Below are 20009 nucleotides of genomic sequence, written 5' to 3' on the forward strand. Positions count from 1 at the left end.
TTACACAATGCCGGTCAGATAGAACACGGCAATGACAAAAAGCACTGCCAGACTTTTAATGATCGTGATAGCGAAAATGCCGCCGTAGGCCTGACGATGGCTCAGACCGGTGATAGCCAGCAGGGTAATCACCGCGCCGTTATGGGGAAGGGTATCCATCCCCCCGCTCGCCATTGAAGCCACGCGGTGCAACACCTCAAGCGGGATATTGGCGGCGTGGGCGGCGGCGACAAACGTGTCGGCCATGGCGGCGAGCGCAATACTCATCCCGCCGGACGCCGAGCCGGTGATCCCCGCGAGGACGGTCACGCTGATGGCCTCATTCAGCAGCGGATTCGGGATGGCCGCCAGCGCTTTGGATAACACCAGGAACCCGGGCAGGGCGGCGATAACCGCGCCGAAACCGTATTCCGAGGCGGTATTCATCGCCGCCAGAATGGCACCGCTTACCGCGGTCCGGCTACCTTCAGCCAGACGCCCCCGGATATTGCGAAAGCCAAAAATCAGCACCAGCACGATACCGGAGATCAGCGCCGCTTCCACGGCCCAGATGGCGGTGATCTTGCCCACCTCGGTCACAATCGGTTTCGCCAGACCTGGCAGCGTAAGCTCGTGGGTCGTGCCGTACCAGCCGGGGATCCAGCGGGTAAACAGCAGGTTCAGTATGCCCACCACCAGCAGCGGGGAGAGGGCAATCAGCGGATGCGGAAGGTTAATGTTATCCGGCGTCTCGGGTTCATTTTTCAGATCCGTGCCGTAACCTTCATTGTTATTGAATGCCTTACGACGCTGGCGCTCCAGCCAGAGCAGGCCAAAGACGATAATAAACAGAGAGCCAATAAGCCCCAGCCACGGTGCGGCCCAGGCGTTCGTGCCAAAGAAGCTGGTGGGGATGATATTCTGGATCTGCGGCGTGCCGGGCAGGGCGTCCATGGTAAACGAGAATGCCCCCAGCGCCACGGTGGCCGGGATCAGCCGCTTAGGGATGCCGCTCTGGCGGAACAATTCCGCTGCGAAAGGGTAAACCGCAAACGCCACCACGAACAGCGAAACGCCGCCATAGGTTAACAACGCACACACCAGGACGATCACCGGAATGGCGTGGCGACGACCGAGGATCTGAATCGCGGCGGCGACGATGGAGCGTGAGAAACCGGAAAGCTCAATCAGCTTGCCAAAAACGGCCCCCAGCAGGAACACCGGGAAGTAGAGCTTGACGAAGCCCACCATCTTTTCCATAAACAGGCCGGTAAACGTCGGGCCTACGGCACCCGGATCGGTCAGCAGCACGGCGCCGAGTGCCGCAATCGGCGCAAACAAAATAACGCTATATCCGCGATAGGCCGCCAGCATCAGCAGTGCCAGCGCCGCCAGGGCAATTAACACACTCATTACGACTCCTCACTTTAATTATTATTCGGGTACCAACGAGATGCTTAACGCTCGACGGTCAGAGCAATGCCTTGCCCGCCGCCTACGCACAGGGTGACGAGCCCTTTTTTGACGTCACGGCGCTGCATTTCGTACAGCAGCGTCACGAGGATGCGGCAGCCGGAGGCGCCAATCGGGTGGCCCAGGGCGATAGCGCCACCGTTAACGTTGACTTTCCGCTCATCCCAGCCGAGCTGCTTGCCCACCGCCAGCGCCTGTGCGGCAAAGGCTTCATTGGCTTCAATGAGATCCACGTCATCCAGCGTCCAGCCCGCCCGCGCCAGCGCCGTCAGACAGGCGCTGACCGGACCAATACCCATCACCGACGGATCGACGCCCGTCACGGCGTAACTCACGATGCGACCGAGGATCGGCAAACCGCTCTCCCGCGCTTTTTCGCCGCTCATCAGCAGCACCGCAGCGGCACCGTCGTTGAGCGTTGACGCATTTCCGGCCGTGACCGTGCCTTCCTCCTGCAAAAAGGCGGGGCGCAGCTGTGCCAGCTGCTCAACGGTGGTGCCTGGCCGGGGCTGTTCGTCACGGCTGACGATAAGCGGCGCTTTTTTACCCTGTTTCACCGTCACCGGCGCTATCTCGGCGTCAAACCGACCCGCTTCGATGGCAAAGGCCGCTTTGTGCTGCGACCGGGCGGTGAAGGCGTCCTGCTGCTCGCGGGAAATGTCATTCTCACGGGCGACGTTTTCAGCGGTGATCCCCATGTGGTAATCGTTGAACGCGTCCCACAGACCGTCGGTAATCATGCTGTCCTGCAGGCCCGTATGGCCAAAACGCAGCCCTGAACGTGCGCCGTCCAGCAGATAGGGGGCGCTGCTCATGCTCTCCTGACCGCCAGCGATAACCACATCCGCATCGCCGCAGCGGATCGCCTGCGCGGCGAGCTGGACCGCTTTTAAGCCCGCGCCGCACACCAGGTTGACCGTGGTTGCCGGTGTGCTGACGGGCAATCCGGCGGCGATGGCCGTCTGGCGCGCAGGGTTTTGTCCGCATCCCGCCGTCAGCACCTGTCCGAAAATCAGTTCATCTACCTGTACTGCACCAGGACCGCTGTTCTCCAGCAGGTGCCGCACCGCTACGGCTCCCAGCTCAACCGCTGAAAGGGACGATAGCGATCCGCGAAAACTGCCAATGGGGGTTCGCGTAGCCCCGACAATCATGACCTCTTTCATCGTGAGTCCTCAGTTGAAGCGCATCTCGCGAACGTCGTCCGCCACGGTCATTTGCCCGGCTGTCTTAGCCGCAATTTCATCGATACTGACGCCTGGGGCGTATTCCCGCAGGATGAATGCGCCATCCTCGATCTCCAGCAACGCGAGGTCGGTTAAGACCCGGCGGATACAGCCCACGCCCGTGAGCGGCAGCGTGCAGCGCGGCAGCAGCTTTGACTCACCGCTTTTTGACGCGTGGGTCATCACCACAATGATGTTCTGCGCCCCGGCGACAAGATCCATCGCGCCGCCCATACCCTTCACCATCTTTCCGGGGATCATCCACGAGGCGATATTGCCCTCGACGTCCACTTCAAACGCGCCCAGCACGGTCAGGTCGACATGACCGCCGCGGATCATGGCAAACGACTGGGCCGAGTCGAAAATGGCCGCGCCTGTCCTTGCGGTCACGGTCTGTTTACCGGCGTTGATCATGTCAGCGTCAAGGCTCTGCTCGTCAGGAAACGCGCCCATCCCCAGCAGCCCGTTTTCCGACTGAAGCATCACGTCCATTCCCGCCGGAATGTAGTTCGCCACCAGGGTGGGGATACCAATCCCCAGGTTGACGTAATACCCGTCGCGCAGCTCGCGCGCGACGCGCATGGCCATCTGTTCACGGGTTAACATCGTCACACTCCTTCCGCGCGCAGCGTGCGCTGTTCAATGCGTTTTTCAAACTGGCCGACAATCAGCCTGTCGACGTAAATTCCCGGGGTATGAATGGCCGACGGAGGCAGTTCTCCCGGGGGAACAATCTCTTCCACTTCCACAACCGTTATCCGTCCCGCCGTTGCCATCAGCGGATTAAAATTTTGCGCGGTGTGCCGATAGATAACGTTGCCGTACCAGTCCGCTTTCCAGCCTTTGATGAGCGCGAAATCACCGGTAATGGCCTCTTCAAGGATGTAGTGCTTCCCCGCAAACTGGCGTACGTCTTTACCGGTAGCCACGGGCGTGCCATAGCCGGTGGCCGTGTAAAATGCCGGAATGCCCGCGCCGCCCGCGCGCACCTTTTCCGCCAGCGTGCCCTGAGGAGTGAGTTCAATCTCCAGTTCGCCGCTCAGCACCTGCCGCTCGAACAGCGCGTTCTCGCCGACGTAAGAGGCCACCACTTTGCGAACCTGCCGCGTTTCGAGCAGGACCCCGAGACCGAAACCGTCCACGCCGCAGTTGTTTGATACCACCGTCAGATCTTTCACCTGACGGCGTCTGACCTCGGCTATCAGGTTCTCCGGAATACCGCACAGGCCGAAGCCGCCCGCCAGCAAGGTCATCCCGTCCGTCAGCCCATCCAGCGCCTGCGCATAGCTGCCGACGCGCTTATCCAGTCCCGCCATAGTTATCCCTCCCGTTAACCGTGCCGGTATCATTAGGGGCGGCGACTCATTTGTTAATTTTGAATTTGTGACCCACTCATTTGGTTTTTTTATTAATTTACTGTTAACTAAATTTTTTCAATTAGTTAACAGGATGAAAAATGAGAATGAGTGTCAAACAGTTACGCGCGTTTTTAGCGGTAGCTCACACTCTGAATTTCGCGCACGCCAGCGAACGCTTGAATCTTTCCCAGCCAGCCCTGAGCCTGACGATTAAAGCGCTGGAGGACACGCTCGGCGGACCGCTGCTGCAGCGGAGCACGCGCAAGGTCGCGCTGACGCAGGAGGGAGAGACGTTTTTGCCCATGGCGCGTCAGCTGCTTGCCGACTGGGATAACGTCGAAGAGGCGATGCATCAGTGTTTTACCCTGCAGCGCGGTAAAATCTCGGTCGCGGCCATGCCGTCGTTTGCCGCGAATGTCCTGCCCGAAGTGCTAAAAGCATTTCGCGATCGTCACGCCGGGGTCAACGTCACCGTGCACGATGTCATTAACGAGCAGGTGATCGAGATGGTGCGGGAAGGGCGGGTTGAGATGGGCATCGCCTTTGAGCCCGCGCCCACGCACAACCTGCTGTTTACCCCGCTGGGCCTCGACAGGTTTGTTGCCATTGTGCCGAAAGCGTCCTCGCTGGCAGGCAAAAAGCGCCTGACATGGGAAGAGCTGCTGACGCTGGATTTCATCACCCTCCAGCGTCCCTCTGCGGTGCGTCTGATGATGGAAGAAGAGCTGGCGCGAAGCGGCAGAAAGCTGGACGTCGCGCTGGAGAGTCATCAACTGGTGACGGTCGGGCGAATGGTCGCGAGTGGCCTGGGCGGCAGTGCCGTACCGGCGCTGTGCGAGACGCAGATGGCGTCGCTGGGCGCGGTCTGTATTCCGCTGGACAACCCGCCCATTGAAAAGTGCATCGGGGTGATCCATCCAGGGCACACGCAGCTCTCTAAAGCGGCGCATGTCCTGCTGGAAACACTGAAAGATTTTTACCAGCCCGATCACGGGGCGAGAAATACCTGCGGCGCGGCGTGAGCTGGATGCCTGCCGACGATGACCTGCGCGCCGTACCAGCGCGCCAGCGCATCGGCCTGCAAAACGGTTTCCGGTGCTCCCTGGGACACGATTCTGCCGCCATGCAGCAGCAGGATGCGGTCCGCCCACAGCGCCGCCAGATTGAGATCGTGCAGTACCACGCAAACATGCAGATGTCCTCGACGGGTCAGGGATTTCAGCAGGCGCAGCAGATGCTGCTGGTGATAGAGATCCAGCGCGGAGGTAGGTTCATCGAGGAACAGCCAGCCGCGCGGCGCACCGTCGCACCAGAGCTGAGCCAGCGCGCGGGCGAGCTGGATGCGCTGCTGCTCGCCGCCGGAGAGTGCGGCAAACTGCCTGCCCGCCAGCGGTAAACAGCCGGTGACGGCCATGACCTCCTCAATAACTGACGCTTCAGGCGTGCGGGTCCAGGGCGCGCGCCCCATACCGACTACCGCCTCAACCGGCCAGTCAAATCCGAGCTGCGTGTTCTGGCGCATCACCGCCCGGTAGCGGGAGAGTCTGTCCGGCTGCCAGGCCGCAAGCGGTGTGCCCGCCAGGCTGCACCATCCGCCCGTGGGTTTAAGATAGCCGGTAAGCAGCCGCAACAGCGTTGATTTCCCGGCACCGTTAGGGCCAATCAACGCCACCAGCTCGCCCCGAGATAAGGTCAGCGACACGTCGTTAATCAGCGTGCGATGCCCGGCGCGAAAAACAATGTTTTCTGCACAATAGCGTTCAGCCATGCGCACCTCCGCGACGAAAGATCAGCCACAGAAACCACGGCGCGCCGAGAAGGCTGGTCAATAAGCCGACCGGCATTTCCGCCGGGGCGACCAGGCTGCGCGCCAGCGTATCGGCAACCAGCAGGAGCAACGCACCGACCAGCACCGAGCCAGGGAGCACGGCCCGGTGGTCGGCTCCCAGCCACATGCGCACCAGGTGCGGTACTACCAGGCCGACAAAGCCGATCACGCCGCTGACCGCAACGGCGGCAGCCACCAGCAGGGCACTGCACAGCAGCAGGATCCGCTGCACGGCGGCAACCTCCACGCCGAGGTAATGTGCCTCTTCGTCGCCCAACTGCAACAAGTTGAGGGCGCCTGCCAGACGCCAGATAACCAGCGCGGTGGGGACCATTAGCGAGGTGACGGCCAGCAGCGTTGACCACTGCGCCTGGCCGAGGCTGCCCATTCCCCAGAGCGAAAGCTGACGAAGCTGGGCATCATTGCTGAGCCATGACAGCACGCCGACGGCCGCGCCGCACAGGGCGTTGATGGCAATTCCCACCAGCAGCAGGCGCGACAGGGAAGCGTCACGCTGCCGGCTGAGCAGGAAAATCACCAGGGTGGCGGCCAGCGCGCCGAGAAACGCCGCCAGCATCGGGGCGTACAGCATCACCAGTGCAGGCAGCGAGAGCGGAAGCACCACCCACAGCGCAACGGCAAGTGCCGCGCCGCTGCTGATCCCCAGCAAACCCGGGTCCGCCAGCGGGTTGCGGAACAGTCCCTGCATCACGCAGCCCGCCAGCGCCAGTGAACCGCCAATTGCCAGCGCCAGCAGCACGCGAGGCAGGCGGATCGTCAGCCAGATCTGACGCAGCGCCTCGTCGGCGCCGTTCCATAGCAGGCTCACCGACAGGTGTAATGCCCCAACCCCGGTCGCTGCGAGCGTCATGATGGTCAGGATCGCGGTCAGCATCCATAACGATAAGGCGATCCGCCGGGACATCAGGGCAGTTGCTCCGCTTTGGCACGCAGCTGCTGGATGGCTTCCGGCGTTCGCACGCTGAAGCCCAGCAGCGCCATATCGTCAATCGCCAGCACCTGCTTATTCCGTCCCGCCGGGGTTTGCGCCAGGCCGGGCAGCGTCCACAGATTCGCTTCACCGCCCAGCGCGTTGAGACCGTCCTGAGAAATCACCACCAGATCGGGTCGGCTGGCGATCGTGCCCTCCTGCGACAGCGGCTGATAGCGGGTGAACCCCTGCATCGCGTTCTGCAGCCCCGCCGCACGAATGGCAGCGTCCGCGGCGGTCTGCTGCCCGGCGGCCATGGCGGTCATCCCGCCGTGGTTGAGAATAAACAGCACCCGCTTATTGAGCGCTGACGCGGGCAGCGCCGACAGCGCCTGACGCAGCGTGCTGCGCAGGATCTCCCCCTCGGCCTCGCGGTGCGTCGCTTCAGCGACGATCCGCACTTTTTCGTCAATGACGTTTAGATCGTTACCGGCAGGAACAGCGATCACCCTGACGTGGCTTTGCTCTACCTGCTTTAGCGCCAGAGACGGCTGCGCCTGGGCGCTGGCCAGCACCAGCGTGGGGCGCATGGATAAGATCCCCTCCGCATTGAGCTGACGCAGATAGCCCACGTCAGGCAGCGCATTCGCCGCCGGCGGCCACTGGCTGGTGCTGTCGCGGGCCACCAGCGAAGACGCCGCGCCGAGGGCGTAGACAATTTCGGTGACGTCGCCGCCGAGGGTAACGATTTTCTCCTGCGGCGCAGCAAACGCCAGCAGGGGCAGGGCGCTGAGCAGGGCAAGCCACCGTTTCATGCTGCCAGCCCTTTCGCCGTTAAGGCGTCAATCTGGCTGCGCCACTGGCTCTGCTCCGGCTCGCCTTCCGTACGCTGGCCGTACAGCTGGGCGATTTGCGTTCCGTCGGCAGCAAACAGCTCCAGGCTGGTAACATGACCGTCAGCCGTCGGCTTGCGCGTGACCCACGTTTCCGCAATGGATCCTTCAAGCAGATGCAGGGTAAAGGTTGGGTTAAAGACGTTCAGCCAGCCTTTCATCGGCACCAGCTTTTCCACCGCGCCGGTGAAGATCTGCACGCAGCCGCGGTTGCCGACGAAGACCATGATTTCGTTGCCGTCCCGGCGCGCCGTTTCCAGGAGGTGCGCCAGCGCGGTGTTTTCTACCCGGCAGGCCAGATCGTCACCCACCAGACGAAACGCCTGCTGGCGGCTGAGGTTATGGCGCTTGAGCAGGCTGAAGAACTGATGAACGTCGGTCATGGCGCGCCACTCGTTATCCACGAGGGCAGCATTTGCGTTTTCTGCGTGAGCCGGGGCATCGGCCATCTTCAACGCCAGCGGAGGATTCTCGGCAAAGATAAAGCGGGTCAGCACGTCGCCCCAGGCGGAAACGTCGGTATTATCCGTGGCGTAGACTTTCAGCAGGGCATCGCCCTGGTGGTCGAAGAACTGAATGCTCTGCCGCTCGCCGCGGGCGGTGGCTTCACTGATGTGAAACGCGCTCGCCCACTGGTTGAGGAACAGGCGCAGATCCAGCGCGCGCGGGTTCAGCACCAGCCCGGCGTGGCCGTTCAGGTGCTGGTTGGTGAAGCTCCCTACCTGTTCGTGGACGGCGTAATCGTTGCGGCAGATACATTTGGTTTCGCCCACCGCCTCCAGTGCGCCCAGGATCTCGCGGATTTCACCGCGCAGTCGCCAGGCGTCGTGACCTACGCGGGCAAAGGTCAGCTCTGCTTCACTGATGTTCATTAACCCCGCGACGTCGCGCGCGTACTTACCCGGATTGGCTTCCTTTAGCTCAAGCCAGCGCGTGTAGTGATTCATTTTTTCTTCCTTCTGAATAGTTGCCCCGAAGGGAATTACCACTGATAGCTTACGAAAATCTTGCCGTTACGACCGTCCTGCGGAATGCCCTGAGGTGACCAGTACGCTTTGTCAAAGGCGTTGCCCAGCACCAGCGTGGTGGTCACGCCTTTGAGCCGCTCCTGGCCTTTGTAGCTCACGTAGAAATCGTTGACCGCATAGCCCGGCTGCTTGCTGTAGCTGCTGCTGATGTGCGTTGAGCGATCGACAAAGGTGCCAATCCAGCCGACGGAAAAACCGCTTTGCGCCACCGGAACGTCCAGCTTGCTGGTGACGGTATCCGGGTTGATGCTGGAGATATACTCGCCCGTATCGGTGTCTTTCCCGCGCGTGCGGTTATAGGCCAGGTCGAGGTTGAAGAGGTCGGCCGAGTATTTCGCCATCATGTCCCAGCCCCAGATTTTGGCGTTCGGGACGTTATAGGACATGGTGGTCGCCGCCGCAAAATCGACGGTGGTGGAGATATAGTCTTTGGCTTTGGTGTCGAAATAGCTGGCTTTAAACTCCAGCGCATCGTTGGCAAGCATCAGATCGTCAAAGCGCAGGCCAAAACCAAACTCCTGCGTTTCGTTGGTTTCCGGGCGCAGGTTCGGGTTTGGCACCCAGTAGTTGGTATAGAAGCGGCCAATGGAGAAGTGTTTGGCGTCGTTATACATCTCGCCCATGGTCGGCGCGCGGAAGGCCTGCGCGTAAGAGCCAAACAGCATCAGCCAGTCGGTTGGGCTGACGGTTAACCCGGCGCGGGATGACCACTTATCGGCATCCACATCGTTGTAGCCGTCGCTGCTGCCGCGGTAGCTGTCATAGCGCGTGCCGCCCAGTAGGGTAACAGGCAGATCGCGCAGGGTGATCTCATCCTGAAGCCAGCCGGAGCTGAAGTCGATTTTCGCGTCAGGGAAGCCGGTGGTTGCCCCGCCCGGATGCTGTTCCTGACGATAGTATTCCCCGCCGTAGGTCAGAAGGTGTGCTGCAAAGGTGTCGGTGAACAGGCGGGTGCGGTTTTCCACCTTGCCGCCTTTGGTCGTCTGCTTGCGAAACTCACCGCTGCCGTCGATGTTCTGGGCATTAATGCGCGCTTCGGACCAGTAGACCTTCGCGTCAGCGTTCAGCCAGTCGTATCCTTCCGGTGCAATGTGGTAGCCAACCTGCGCATCGCGCTGAATGGTGGAGCGGTCGGTCATCGGATTACTGCTGTCGGCTCCGGTGGTTTGCGGGTTTTTCGGCTCCTGAGCGGCGTTGTTGTAGTAGCGCAGGGAGCCGCTCAGGGTCTGGGCCGGGTCGAGTTTCCAGCTGCCTTTCGCCAGCATATTGTTGATGGATTCGTCGTTAGGCGCGGTTGCACCGTCGCTCTGGCGGATATCACCGCGATCCCGGCTGGACCAGGAGACCAGACCGTCCAGCGTATCGGTGCGACCGTAGGCGCTGGCCCCCATCCCGAGGCTACGATCGCCCGTCGCGCCTGTTCCAAACACGCGGTAGCCGCTGTTTTTACCGGGTTCGAGCAGATCTTTCGCATCGGCGGTGTCATAGGAAATCACGCCGCCCAGCGCGCCGCTGCCGTACAGCAGGGCCGACGGGCCGCGAACCACCTCGATGCGTTTGATTAGGGCGGGATCGAGGAAGGTGCTGTTCAGGTGGCCGGTATCGGTTCCCTGGCGCACGCCGTCAACCAGCACCAGCACGCCGCGACGGTCATAGCCGCGCAGGTTGACGTCCTGCCCGTTGGTGCGCCCGGTGCCGTCCAGCGTCAGACCGGGGACGTTACGCAGCAGGTCGGCCGCAGAGCTGGCGGTCTGGTTTTCCGGGGCGGTGACGTCAATGACGCTTACCATCATGGGCGCTTCAAAGGTGCTACGGGCGTTGCCCGTGGCGGTGACGGTAATGTCGTCTGTGGCGGCGAACGCGATGCCCGGCAGGGCACTGGCAATCGCCAGCGCCAGAAGTGACGGACATAAAGATGCGGAAGGCAGGTTTGGCATAGCAACTCTCCATAAGAAGTGAAAAGCGCTGGCTGCCTGGGGGTCACCTGGGTGGCTGGCGTATTTTTAGGTGTTGTTTATTTTGTGAGGATCAGTTTTCCGGCATGGGTCTGGCGCAGAAGATAGCGCTGACCGTCATGCTCGATAATGACCCGTCCCTCATCGCCGAGGAGGGTTTTGCTGTCAATCCGACGCTCGGCGGGGGCTGGCGCTGTGCGTGTTTTTGCTGGCGTTGCCGCACTGTTATCCGTTCGTGGCATAATGGTTATAAATAGCAATCAATGTAACAATGATAATCATTATCAATAAACTGCAAATTCACGGCAAGCGTTTTTGTGAAAAAAGGGTGAGGGGATCAAATTTGGGGGTGAGGTGCGGTCTGATGCCCTCACCCCGACCCTTTCCCACAGGGAGAGGGAGAAGGGCACGTACCGTAGGCCGGGTAAGCGCAGCGCCACCCGGCAGGATTTTAAAAGCGCGTGTCCACGGCTGAAGCCAGCTTTTCCAGCAGCAGTTCGCTGTCTTCCCAGCTCAGGCACGGGTCGGTGATCGACTGACCGTAAACCATCTGCTGTCCGGCAACGATTTTCTGCGTGCCTTCCTTGATGAAGCTCTCGGCCATAATGCCTGCAACGGCAGTTGAACCGCTGCGGATCTGCTGACAGATCTCATCGCAGACGTCCAGCTGGCGGCGATGCTGCTTCTGGCAGTTGCCGTGGCTGAAATCCACCACCAGATGTTCCGGCAGGTCGAACTCGGCCAGCGTTTCACAGGCCGCCGCAATATCTTGTGCATGGTAATTGGGTTTCTTCCCGCCGCGCATAATGATATGCCCGTACGGGTTACCGCTGGTCTGGTAGATGGTCATATGACCGCTCTTATCCGGCGACAGGAACATGTGGCTGGCACGGGCAGCGCGGATGGCATCAACCGCGATACGGGTGTTGCCGTCGGTCCCGTTTTTAAAGCCGACCGGACACGAGAGGGCGGAGGCCATCTCACGGTGGATCTGGCTTTCGGTAGTGCGCGCGCCAATCGCGCCCCAGCTGATCAGGTCGGCGATAAACTGCCCGGTCACCATATCGAGAAACTCGGTCGCCGTCGGAACGCCCAGCTCGTTGACCTGTAAAAGCAGCTTTCGCGCCAGCTCGATACCGTGGTTGACGCGATAGCTGCCGTTGAGGTCAGGGTCGGAAATCAGTCCCTTCCAGCCCACCACGGTACGCGGTTTTTCAAAGTAGGTACGCATGACGATCTCAAGGCGATGCTGGTACTTATCCCGCAGGCCCTGAAGCCGTTTTGCATAATCCATCGCGGCATCCAGATCGTGGATGGAGCAAGGCCCAATCACCACCAGAAGACGTTTGTCTTCACCATTCAGGATTTTTTCAATGCGGCGGCGGGAAGCCGTCACGTGTTCCGCGACGGCGGCGGAAACAGGGTGCCGCTGTGCCAGTTCAGCCGGCGTGACCAGGCTGTCAATGCGCGCAGTGCGGAGTTCATCGGTTTTATTCATGGAATGTCTCAGAAAATTTTTGCTTCATCGGCAGACTACCGGGAAGTGATGGGCATCACCTTAAACCAATCCCTGCTGATTTCAAGTTCGGGGCGACACCGCCCCGTGGTTGCCGATGATGATACCTGAATCTGAGCTAATGTACTAGCATATTAGTACATGCGACGATTAAGCCCCATGATGTCGAGAATTTTGGTGGCAATTTCTTCAACCGAATAGTTGGTGCTGTTCAGCCACGGGATCTGGTTTTTGCGGTACAGCGCTTCAACCTCGGAAACTTCCATCCGGCACTGGCGCATGGAGGCGTAGCGGCTGTTCTCGCGGCGCTCTTCGCGGATGGCGGCGAGGCGCTCCGGGTTAATGGTCAGGCCGAACAGCTTGTGCTGCAGCGGCTTAAGGGCGGCGGGCAGCACCAGGTTGTCCATATCGTCGGCAATAAACGGGTAGTTTGCAGCGCGAATACCAAACTGCATCGCCAGATAGAGGCTGGTCGGGGTTTTGCCGCAGCGCGACACGCCGAGCAGGATCACCTGCGCCTGGTCAAGATTACGCAGCGAGATCCCGTCGTCGTGGGCGAGGGTGTAGTCAATGGCGGCGATACGCGCGTCGTACTTGGTCAGGTTGCCGGGGTTCAACCCGTGGGTGCGGTGGGCGATAGGCGTCGGGTCGAGCTTCAACTCGCTCTGGAGCGGCGCCACCAGCGCCTGCACGATATCCTGACAGAAGCCTTCACTTTGCAGAATGATGGAGCGAATCTCGGGGATCACGATAGAGTAGAACACCAGCGGGCGGACGCCGGTCTGCTGGTAGATGGCGTCAATCTGGTCCTTTACCGCTTTGGCGCGGCTCTCGTTTTCAACAAACGGCAGCGTGATGCTGTTAATCGAAACGGGAAACTGCGACATCACCGCGTGGCCCAGCACCTCGGCGGTGATCGCCGTACCATCAGAAATATAAAAAACGTGGCGATCGACAGCACTATCCATTTTACTCACCCTGAATATCAGACCTAATTGTCTGAAAGCATAAATTAAAAAAGTAAATTAGACAGCAAAGAACTTGTCCTAATTATTTACCCGTCATAATTCAAGCTGCAGGCGCGTTGGCTTTCCTCGCTCGCCCAGTCACGTACTAAATGTACGCTCCTGGGACTCTCTGCGTCGCCGCCTTCCTGCAACTCGAATTATTTAGGGTAAAAATGAAACGCTGTTTTTGATTTTCCTGAAAAGTGGATTTCATTTTTCAAATAGCGACTTTATTTTTGGGGTTTCTGGCTGAATATAGAGGAATCATCGGGTTAATGCCTGGTGGGAAAGTATCCGAAAAGTTGAAATTTTAAATTGCTTACACGATTCACCGTTTTTTTAGCGGAAATAATTATGCCAGTATAAATACGTAGTCAGGTGTTACTTACTCCGATCAAATATCACAAAAGGATTGTTTCGATGTCCAACAATGGCTCGTCACCGCTGGTGCTTTGGTATAACCAACTCGGCATGAATGATGTAGACAGAGTTGGGGGCAAAAATGCCTCCCTGGGTGAAATGATTACAAATCTGTCGGGTATGGGTGTCTCCGTACCGAACGGGTTTGCCACCACCGCCGATGCCTTTAACCTGTTTTTAGACCAGAGCGGTGTTAACCAGCGCATTTACGACCTGCTGGATAAAACGGATATTGATGACGTTACCGAGCTTGCCAAAGCCGGGGCGCAGATCCGCCAGTGGATCATCGACACACCTTTCCAGCCGGAACTGGAAAAAGCCATTCACGACGCGTACAACCAGCTCTCCGCTGACGATGCGCAGGCCTCCTTTGCCGTGCGTTCCTCTGCGACTGCGGAAGATATGCCGGACGCCTCATTTGCCGGGCAGCAGGAAACCTTCCTGAACGTCCAGGGTTACGATGCGGTGCTGGTGGCGGTGAAGCACGTGTTTGCTTCCCTGTTCAACGACCGTGCCATCTCCTATCGCGTGCACCAGGGCTACGACCATCGCGGCGTGGCGCTCTCCGCTGGCGTGCAGCGCATGGTGCGCTCGGACGTGGGCTCATCCGGCGTGATGTTCTCCATTGACACCGAATCCGGCTTCGACCAGGTGGTGTTTATCACCTCCGCGTGGGGTCTGGGTGAGATGGTGGTGCAGGGCGCGGTAAACCCTGACGAATTCTACGTCCACAAGCCTACGCTGGCCGCTGGCCGTCCGGCGGTGGTGCGCCGCACCATGGGCTCGAAAAAAATCCGCATGATCTATGCCCCGACCCAGGAGCATGGCAAGCAGGTTAAAATTGAAGATGTACCGCAGGAGCAGCGCGACCGCTTCTCCCTGACCGACGCCGAAGTGCAGGAACTGGCGAAGCAGGCGGTGCAGATCGAAAAACACTACGGCCGTCCGATGGATATCGAATGGGCGAAAGACGGGAACACCGGCAAGCTGTTTATCGTGCAGGCGCGTCCGGAAACCGTCCGCTCTCGCGGTCAGGTGATGGAGCGTTATACGCTGCACGCGCAGGGCAAAATCGTGGCGGAAGGCCGTGCCATCGGTCACCGTATCGGTGCCGGTCCGGTCAAAGTGATCCACGACATCAGCGAGATGAACCGTATTGAGCCAGGCGACGTGCTGGTGACCGACATGACCGACCCGGACTGGGAACCGATCATGAAGAAAGCGGCGGCTATCGTCACCAACCGCGGCGGTCGTACCTGTCACGCGGCGATCATTGCCCGCGAGCTGGGTATTCCTGCGGTTGTCGGTTGCGGTGACGCCACCGAGCGCATGAAGGACGGGCAGAACGTGACCGTCTCCTGTGCCGAAGGCGATACCGGCTACGTCTACGCCGATATCCTCGACTTCAGCGTGAAGAGCTCCAGCGTGGATACCATGCCGGACCTGCCGCTGAAGATCATGATGAACGTCGGCAACCCGGACCGCGCGTTTGACTTCGCCTGCCTGCCGAACGAAGGCGTTGGCCTGGCGCGTCTGGAATTTATCATCAACCGTATGATCGGCGTTCACCCGCGTGCGCTGCTGGAGTTTGACGATCAGGATCCGAAGCTGCAGAACGAAATCCGCGAGATGATGAAAGGCTATGACTCACCGAAAGAGTTCTACGTCGGCCGTCTGACGGAAGGGATCGCGACGCTGGGCGCCGCCTTCTATCCGAAACGCGTGATCGTGCGTCTGTCTGACTTTAAGTCTAACGAATACGCCAACCTGGTAGGCGGCGAGCGCTACGAGCCGGAAGAAGAGAACCCGATGCTGGGCTTCCGCGGGGCCGGACGCTACGTGTCCGACAGCTTCCGCGACTGCTTCGCGCTGGAGTGTGAGGCGGTGAAACGCGTGCGCAACGACATGGGGCTGACCAACGTGGAGATCATGATCCCGTTCGTGCGTACCGTGGATCAGGCGAAAGCCGTTGTGGACGAGCTGGCACGTCAGGGTCTGAAGCGCGGCGAGAACGGGCTGAAGATCATCATGATGTGCGAAATCCCGTCCAACGCCCTGCTGGCCGAGCAGTTCCTTGAGCACTTCGACGGCTTCTCTATCGGCTCGAACGACATGACGCAGCTGACGCTGGGTCTGGACCGCGACTCCGGCGTGGTTTCCGAACTGTTCGACGAGCGCAACGAGGCGGTGAAAGCGCTGCTCTCCATGTCCATCCGCGCGGCGAAGAAGCAGGGTAAATACGTCGGGATTTGTGGTCAGGGTCCATCCGACCATGAAGACTTTGCCGCATGGCTGATGGAAGAGGGGATTGATAGCCTGTCCCTGAACCCGGACACCGTGGTGCAAACCTGGCTGAGCCTGGCGGAACTGAATAAGTAACCGCTTAAAAACGGATAAAGGCGAGGAGATATCTCCTCGCCTTTTTTATTTCCGTCCGAATATGCTCCCCATCACAAATAAAACAAAAAACCAAATATCATAATTTGTCTGTCAATTTAGACAATTGTTAGCGCGCAAACCGTTGCTAATACTTGAGCCTTACTGCGCATTTCCCTTAAGAAGATGCGCAACTGGTTGAAATACGTTTTAACCTGATAAAAAGGCAAATAACAATGACACTCTCCTCTGTATTGCGTACCAAAGATAAAATAGGCTATGGCTTAGGCGATATGGCCAGCGCGCTGGTCTGGCAAACGGCAACGTTATTTCTCGCTTATTTTTATACGGACGTTTTTGGGCTGCCCGCCGCGATTATGGGCACCATGTTTTTAGTGGTGCGCGTGGTCGATGCGTTTGTCGACCCGTGCATTGGCGCACTGGTCGATCGCACTCAGACGCGTCACGGCCGTTTCCGTCCCTGGCTGCTGTGGTTCGCCATCCCGTTTGGCGTGAGCTGCCTGATGACCTTCTATGTGCCGGACGTTGGGCCGACGGCGAAAATCGTGTACGCCTGCGTGACCTATGCGATCTTAAGCCTGATTTACTCCGCGATTAACGTGCCTTACTGCGCCATGCCCGGCGCGCTGACGCTGGACCCGCGCGAGCGTCACTCTCTGCAGTCGTGGCGCTTTGGCCTGTCGTTTATCGGCGGGTTGATTGTGACGGTGATTGCCCTGCCGCTGGTCTCACTGTTAGGCCAGGGCAACGTGCAGAAAGGCTATTTCTATGCCATGAGCCTGATGGGGCTGCTGGGCATTGTTTTATTCTTCTGCTGCTTCCTGATGACCCGCGAACGCTATTCACCGCGTAACGATACCTCCGGCTCCATGCTCACCGATTTAAAACTGCTGGCCGGGAACAGCCAGTGGCGTATTGTGTTCCTGTTTAATATTTTGCTGTTAACGGCGGTGGTGACGCGCGGTTCCGCCACGATGTATTACGTGAACTATGTGCTGTTGCGTCCGGATCTGGTTTTCGCCTTTATTGTTTCCGGCATGGTGGCCTCCCTAAGCGGCGCATTATTATCTGAACGGCTGCTGGGGAAATTTGACCGCGTACGCGCCTATCAGTGGACCATTATTTCCTTCGTGATTTTCGGCGCGCTGATTTTCTTCCTGCCGCCTTCACAGGTGTGGCTCATCTTTGGCCTTAACATCGTCTTTAGCTTTGTGCAAAACCTCACCACGCCGCTCCAGTGGACCATGTTCTCCGATGTGGTCGACTACGAAGAGCACCGCAGCGGCCGTCGTCTGGACGGGCTGGTTTTCTCCACCGCGCTGTTTGCCATCAAGTTTGGCCTGGCGCTGGGTGGAGCCGTCGTCGGCTGGGTGCTTGGCATGGTGGATTACGCCCCGGGACAGGCTACCCAGGCGCCGAACGTTCTCTCGACCATCAACGCGCTGTTCACCCTTATCCCATGCGCGTTGTTCCTCTGCATGGTCGCGCTTCTTGCCATCTACAAGCTCAACAGCCGGCTGGTGGATTCCATCGCCCGGGAGCTGGCCAGCAAGCGTGAAGTCAGACCCGAAGCGGGGCAGCTCAGCCCGGCAACCCCTTCCGCACTACAGGAGTAAAATATGACAGCTATCTATAAGGACGCGGGACGTCCCGTGCACGAGCGCGTCGCCGATTTACTGGCGCGCATGACCCCGGAAGAGAAGTTCGCCCAGATGCACGCGTACTGGCTGATCCTCGATGAAAACGGCAACCACCGCGAGCGCAGCGACCTCAGCGACGAATTCGCCGGCGTGAGCGAGCAGGCGTCGCTTAGCGAACGGCTGAAGCTGGGCGTCGGGCAGATCACGCGTCCGCTGGGCACCCACATCGTTGACGCGAAAACCGGCGTGCGCGCCGCGAACCGCCTGCAGCGGATGATGATGGAAGAGACGCGTCTTGGCATCCCGGCGCTGTTCCATGAAGAGTGTCTGGTGGGGCTGCTCTGCAAAGACGCCACCCTGTTCCCGTCGTCATTGAACTACGGATCGACCTGGGACCCGGAGCTTGTGCAGCGGGCGGCAGAGCAGATTGGCAAAGAGGCGCGCTCCGTCGGCTGCCAGCAGGGGCTTGCGCCGGTGCTGGACGTATCCCGCGACGTGCGCTGGGGGCGAACCGAAGAGACCTTCGGGGAAGACCCCTGGCTGGTGGGCGTGATGGCGACCGCCTACGTGAAGGGCTTACAGGGCGATAAACGCGACCTGCTGGCAACCCTGAAACATTACGTGGGGCACTCGTTCAGCGAGGGGGCGCGCAACCATGCGCCGGTCCACCTGGGGTTCAGCGAGCTGAACGACACCTTCCTGCTGCCGTTTGAAATGGCGGTCAAGCTGGCACACGCCGGTTCGGTCATGCCCGCGTACCACGATATTGATAACCAGCCGGGGCACAGCGACAGCTTCCTGCTGACCACCGTCCTGCGCGAACAGTGGGGATTCGACGGGATTATTGTGGCGGATTACGGCGGCGTCAGCCTGCTGCACCAGCATCATGGGATTTCCCACGATGCGGCCGAATCTGCCGCGCTGGCGTTCAACGCCGGGCTGGACGTTGAGCTGCCGAAAGACGACTGCGCGCGGCATCTGGCGGAAGCGGTAGAGCGCGGGCTGATCTCTATGGCGAAAGTGGATGAGATCGTGGCGCGCGTGCTGACCGAAAAATTCCGTCTGGGGCTGTTTGAAAAACCGTACGCGGATGAAAACGGGATCGATCTGCAAAACGCTATGACCCGCCAGGCCGCGCGGGAGGTGGCGACGAAATCTATCACGCTGCTGGAAAACAACGGCATTTTACCGCTCGGCGGCAAACCTCGCGTGGCGGTGGTGGGGCCGACGGCAGACGATCCGCTGGCGTTACTGAGCGGCTACAGCTTCCCGGTGCATTTGATCATCAGCGATATGGTGGAAGAGACCTCGCAGGTCACCACCCCGCGCGCGGCGCTGGAGCAGTACCTCGGTGCCTCTCAGGTCCGCTATGCCAAAGGGTGCCACATCATCGAAAAACGGATGGCGGGTGCCCCGGTCTTCCCGGGCGACAGCGGCGGCAAACCGATGCAGCAGTCGCCGGTATCGCAAAGTACCGCCCTGATCCCCGAGGCCGTGAAGGCTGCTCAGGAGAGTGACGTGGTGGTGGCCTGCGTGGGCGATCTCGCCGGGCTGTTCCAGAGCGGCACCGTGGGGGAAGGTTCCGATACCGATTCCCTGAACCTGCCGGGCGTGCAGCAACAGCTGCTGGACGCGCTGGTGGCAACGGGCAAGCCGGTGATTGTCGTGATGACCGGCGGGCGTCCGTATAACCTGCAGGGGCTGGAGGATAAGGTCGCGGCGCTGATGATGGCGTGGGCGCCGGGGCAGGAAGGGGGCTGGGCGATTGCGGACGTACTAACGGGGCGTGCGGAGCCGCAGGGGCGTCTGGTGGTGAGCGTGCCGAAAAGCGCCGGGGCAATGCCGTATTACTACAATCACAAGCTTAAAAGCGGCGGTACGCCGTTTGCGTTCCATTTCGGTTCGCGGTATCCGTTTGGCTTCGGCCTCGGCTGGACGACATTTAGCTGGGGCCCTGCCCGCGTAGCTGAACATAGCATACCGGTCGACGGCGAAGTGACGCTGAGCGTAGATATCACTAATACCGGGGAGCGCAGCGGCAGCGAGGTGGTGCAGGTTTACGTCAGGGATAAGGTCGCCACGCAGGTGCGGCCGCTTCAGGAGTTGAAGGCCTTCCAGCGCGTCACGCTCTCGCCGGGTGAAACCGCCACGCTCGCCTTTACGCTGCCGGTTGAGATGTTCAACTTCACCCGTCGGGACGGGAAACGCATCGTTGAGCCGGGCGAGTTTGAACTGCAGGTTGGCGCATCGTCGGCGGATATCCGTGATGTGGTAACGGTGAATGTGACCGGGGAAACGCGGGTGCTGCCTGCTGAGTGGCGGATGCTCAGTACCTGTGAGGTGAAGCGCGCGTAGTCA

Annotated in this window: 16 protein-coding genes; 4 read left to right on the top strand and 12 right to left on the bottom strand. The window is 59.9% G+C overall.

What is annotated here, in order from left to right; translation table 11 throughout:
- From L370_RS06140 to L370_RS06125, 4 genes are read right to left on the bottom strand one after another with little or no spacing between them, the layout of a single operon-like run.
- A complete protein-coding gene (locus L370_RS06140; protein WP_023335381.1) occupies nucleotides 1–1392 on the bottom strand; it encodes a GntP family permease in 1392 nt (463 codons plus the stop codon).
- A 44-nt stretch (nucleotides 1393–1436) separates the two neighbouring features.
- Entirely contained in the window at nucleotides 1437–2618 is a 1182-nt protein-coding gene (locus L370_RS06135) for an acetyl-CoA C-acetyltransferase (RefSeq protein ID WP_023335382.1), read from the bottom strand.
- A 9-nt stretch (nucleotides 2619–2627) separates the two neighbouring features.
- Nucleotides 2628–3284, bottom strand: a complete 657-nt coding sequence (locus tag L370_RS06130; RefSeq protein ID WP_023335383.1) for a CoA transferase subunit B — start codon at nucleotides 3282–3284, stop codon at nucleotides 2628–2630.
- A gap of 2 nt (nucleotides 3285–3286) precedes the next feature.
- Nucleotides 3287–3994: a CoA transferase subunit A gene (locus L370_RS06125; RefSeq protein ID WP_023335384.1), complete on the bottom strand. Its 708-nt coding sequence runs from the start codon at nucleotides 3992–3994 to the stop codon at nucleotides 3287–3289.
- A gap of 140 nt (nucleotides 3995–4134) precedes the next feature.
- Here L370_RS06125 and L370_RS06120 point away from each other — a divergent pair, with 140 nt between their 5' ends.
- On the top strand, nucleotides 4135–5058 hold the full coding sequence (locus L370_RS06120; RefSeq protein ID WP_023335385.1) for a LysR family transcriptional regulator: 924 nt from the start codon (nucleotides 4135–4137) through the stop codon (nucleotides 5056–5058).
- On the opposite strand, the gene L370_RS06115 is transcribed toward L370_RS06120, so the two are convergent.
- The 8 genes from L370_RS06115 to L370_RS06085 all read right to left on the bottom strand — a co-directional run bounded on the left by L370_RS06115 (nucleotide 5025) and on the right by L370_RS06085 (nucleotide 13155).
- Nucleotides 5025–5804 carry a heme ABC transporter ATP-binding protein gene (locus tag L370_RS06115; RefSeq protein ID WP_023335386.1) on the bottom strand — a complete coding sequence of 260 codons (780 nt, stop codon included), beginning with the start codon at nucleotides 5802–5804 and terminating at the stop codon, nucleotides 5025–5027. The two genes, L370_RS06120 and L370_RS06115, sit on opposite strands and share 34 nt — an antisense overlap.
- Nucleotides 5797–6789: a FecCD family ABC transporter permease gene (locus L370_RS06110; protein WP_023335387.1), complete on the bottom strand. Its 993-nt coding sequence runs from the start codon at nucleotides 6787–6789 to the stop codon at nucleotides 5797–5799. The genes L370_RS06115 and L370_RS06110 overlap by 8 nt, the downstream gene beginning before the upstream one ends.
- A complete protein-coding gene (locus L370_RS06105; protein ID WP_023335388.1) occupies nucleotides 6789–7610 on the bottom strand; it encodes a heme/hemin ABC transporter substrate-binding protein in 822 nt (273 codons plus the stop codon). Before L370_RS06105 ends, L370_RS06110 begins: the two co-directional genes overlap by 1 nt.
- A complete protein-coding gene (gene chuS / locus L370_RS06100; protein ID WP_023335389.1) occupies nucleotides 7607–8635 on the bottom strand; it encodes a hematinate-forming heme oxygenase ChuS in 1029 nt (342 codons plus the stop codon). Before chuS ends, L370_RS06105 begins: the two co-directional genes overlap by 4 nt.
- A 35-nt stretch (nucleotides 8636–8670) precedes the next feature.
- Entirely contained in the window at nucleotides 8671–10653 is a 1983-nt protein-coding gene (locus L370_RS06095; protein WP_023335390.1) for a TonB-dependent hemoglobin/transferrin/lactoferrin family receptor, read from the bottom strand.
- A gap of 77 nt (nucleotides 10654–10730) precedes the next feature.
- Nucleotides 10731–10913 carry a hemin uptake protein HemP gene (gene hemP, locus L370_RS0122075; RefSeq protein WP_032666597.1) on the bottom strand — a complete coding sequence of 61 codons (183 nt, stop codon included), beginning with the start codon at nucleotides 10911–10913 and terminating at the stop codon, nucleotides 10731–10733.
- 209 nt (nucleotides 10914–11122) lie between these two features.
- Nucleotides 11123–12169: a 3-deoxy-7-phosphoheptulonate synthase AroH gene (gene aroH / locus L370_RS06090; protein WP_023311314.1), complete on the bottom strand. Its 1047-nt coding sequence runs from the start codon at nucleotides 12167–12169 to the stop codon at nucleotides 11123–11125.
- Nucleotides 12170–12321: 152 nt separating this feature from the next.
- A complete protein-coding gene (locus L370_RS06085) occupies nucleotides 12322–13155 on the bottom strand; it encodes a posphoenolpyruvate synthetase regulatory kinase/phosphorylase PpsR (RefSeq protein WP_023311315.1) in 834 nt (277 codons plus the stop codon).
- 459 nt (nucleotides 13156–13614) lie between these two features.
- Between L370_RS06085 and ppsA the strand changes: the two genes are divergently transcribed.
- The 3 genes from ppsA (at nucleotide 13615) to L370_RS06070 (ending at nucleotide 20006) form a co-directional block, all read left to right on the top strand.
- Nucleotides 13615–15993 carry a phosphoenolpyruvate synthase gene (gene ppsA / locus L370_RS06080; RefSeq protein WP_023311316.1) on the top strand — a complete coding sequence of 793 codons (2379 nt, stop codon included), beginning with the start codon at nucleotides 13615–13617 and terminating at the stop codon, nucleotides 15991–15993.
- A gap of 233 nt (nucleotides 15994–16226) precedes the next feature.
- Nucleotides 16227–17627 (top strand): MFS transporter, encoded by a 1401-nt coding sequence (locus L370_RS06075; RefSeq protein WP_023335391.1) that lies wholly within the window; start codon nucleotides 16227–16229, stop codon nucleotides 17625–17627.
- A 3-nt stretch (nucleotides 17628–17630) separates the two neighbouring features.
- Nucleotides 17631–20006, top strand: a complete 2376-nt coding sequence (locus L370_RS06070) for a glycoside hydrolase family 3 N-terminal domain-containing protein (RefSeq protein WP_023335392.1) — start codon at nucleotides 17631–17633, stop codon at nucleotides 20004–20006.
- Nucleotides 20007–20009: the final 3 nt, after the last annotated feature.

Origin of the sequence: Enterobacter sp. MGH 24, from assembly GCF_000493015.1 — a bacterium.
In the GTDB taxonomy this organism is placed as follows: domain Bacteria; phylum Pseudomonadota; class Gammaproteobacteria; order Enterobacterales; family Enterobacteriaceae; genus Enterobacter.

What these genes read in the sequence shown, in the direction of transcription:
- L370_RS06140 (WP_023335381.1), bottom strand. Translation starts at nt 1,392, where the DNA reads ATGAGTGTGTTAATTGCCCTGGCGGCGCTGGCACTGCTGATGCTGGCG.
- L370_RS06125 (WP_023335384.1), bottom strand. Translation starts at nt 3,994, where the DNA reads ATGGCGGGACTGGATAAGCGCGTCGGCAGCTATGCGCAGGCGCTGGAT.
- L370_RS06095 (WP_023335390.1), bottom strand. Translation starts at nt 10,653, where the DNA reads ATGCCAAACCTGCCTTCCGCATCTTTATGTCCGTCACTTCTGGCGCTG.
- chuS (WP_023335389.1), bottom strand. Translation starts at nt 8,635, where the DNA reads ATGAATCACTACACGCGCTGGCTTGAGCTAAAGGAAGCCAATCCGGGT.
- L370_RS06110 (WP_023335387.1), bottom strand. Translation starts at nt 6,789, where the DNA reads ATGTCCCGGCGGATCGCCTTATCGTTATGGATGCTGACCGCGATCCTG.
- L370_RS06115 (WP_023335386.1), bottom strand. Translation starts at nt 5,804, where the DNA reads ATGGCTGAACGCTATTGTGCAGAAAACATTGTTTTTCGCGCCGGGCAT.
- aroH (WP_023311314.1), bottom strand. Translation starts at nt 12,169, where the DNA reads ATGAATAAAACCGATGAACTCCGCACTGCGCGCATTGACAGCCTGGTC.
- L370_RS06130 (WP_023335383.1), bottom strand. Translation starts at nt 3,284, where the DNA reads ATGTTAACCCGTGAACAGATGGCCATGCGCGTCGCGCGCGAGCTGCGC.
- L370_RS06070 (WP_023335392.1), top strand. Translation starts at nt 17,631, where the DNA reads ATGACAGCTATCTATAAGGACGCGGGACGTCCCGTGCACGAGCGCGTC.
- L370_RS06085 (WP_023311315.1), bottom strand. Translation starts at nt 13,155, where the DNA reads ATGGATAGTGCTGTCGATCGCCACGTTTTTTATATTTCTGATGGTACG.
- L370_RS06075 (WP_023335391.1), top strand. Translation starts at nt 16,227, where the DNA reads ATGACACTCTCCTCTGTATTGCGTACCAAAGATAAAATAGGCTATGGC.
- L370_RS06120 (WP_023335385.1), top strand. Translation starts at nt 4,135, where the DNA reads ATGAGAATGAGTGTCAAACAGTTACGCGCGTTTTTAGCGGTAGCTCAC.
- L370_RS06135 (WP_023335382.1), bottom strand. Translation starts at nt 2,618, where the DNA reads ATGAAAGAGGTCATGATTGTCGGGGCTACGCGAACCCCCATTGGCAGT.
- ppsA (WP_023311316.1), top strand. Translation starts at nt 13,615, where the DNA reads ATGTCCAACAATGGCTCGTCACCGCTGGTGCTTTGGTATAACCAACTC.
- hemP (WP_032666597.1), bottom strand. Translation starts at nt 10,913, where the DNA reads ATGCCACGAACGGATAACAGTGCGGCAACGCCAGCAAAAACACGCACA.
- L370_RS06105 (WP_023335388.1), bottom strand. Translation starts at nt 7,610, where the DNA reads ATGAAACGGTGGCTTGCCCTGCTCAGCGCCCTGCCCCTGCTGGCGTTT.